Raw genomic sequence first — 490 nt, 5'->3', positions numbered from 1 at the left:
AGCGTGTTATGCACTTTTCCTTTGCAGAACCGTCCAAGGGAGATGGAAAAACGCAGACCCTACCCGAGTGACGTAACGGACGAAGAATGGAGCTTCGTCGTGCCGTATCTGACGCTGATGAAGGAAGAGGCGCCGCAACGGCAGTACGAGCTGCGCGAGCTTTACAACGCGTTGCGCTGGTTGGCCCGTGCAGGCGCACCGTGGCGGCTGTTGCCGACGAACTTCCCGCCGTGGGAGGCCGCGTACCAGCAGACCCAACGATGGTTGCGTGCAGGCTGCTTTGAGGCGATGACCGACGATCTGCGCTCGATCATTCGTGTCGCACAGGGGCGTCAGGGCCAACCCAGCGCGGTGATTCTCGATGGGCGGACGTTGCAATCGACGTGTGAGAGTGGTCCACGCGCGGGATATGACGGCTACAAACGCAAACGCGGTAGCAAAGTGCATATGGCCGTCGACACGTTGGGCCATCTGCTGGCGGTGCACATCA

Annotated in this window: 1 protein-coding gene; it reads left to right on the top strand. The window is 60.6% G+C overall.

Annotation, left to right across the window (positions count from 1 at the left end):
- Positions 1 to 42: 42 nt before the first annotated feature.
- On the top strand, positions 43 to 490 hold a 448-nt coding region (locus U5771_RS35330), incomplete at its 3' end, for a transposase (RefSeq protein ID WP_322028202.1).

It is taken from the genome of Burkholderia sp. BCC1977, from assembly GCF_905339595.1.
Lineage (GTDB): Bacteria > Pseudomonadota > Gammaproteobacteria > Burkholderiales > Burkholderiaceae > Burkholderia.
The sequence above is the reverse complement of the archived record's forward strand: the minus strand, read 5'-3'. Positions and strand labels throughout refer to the sequence as shown.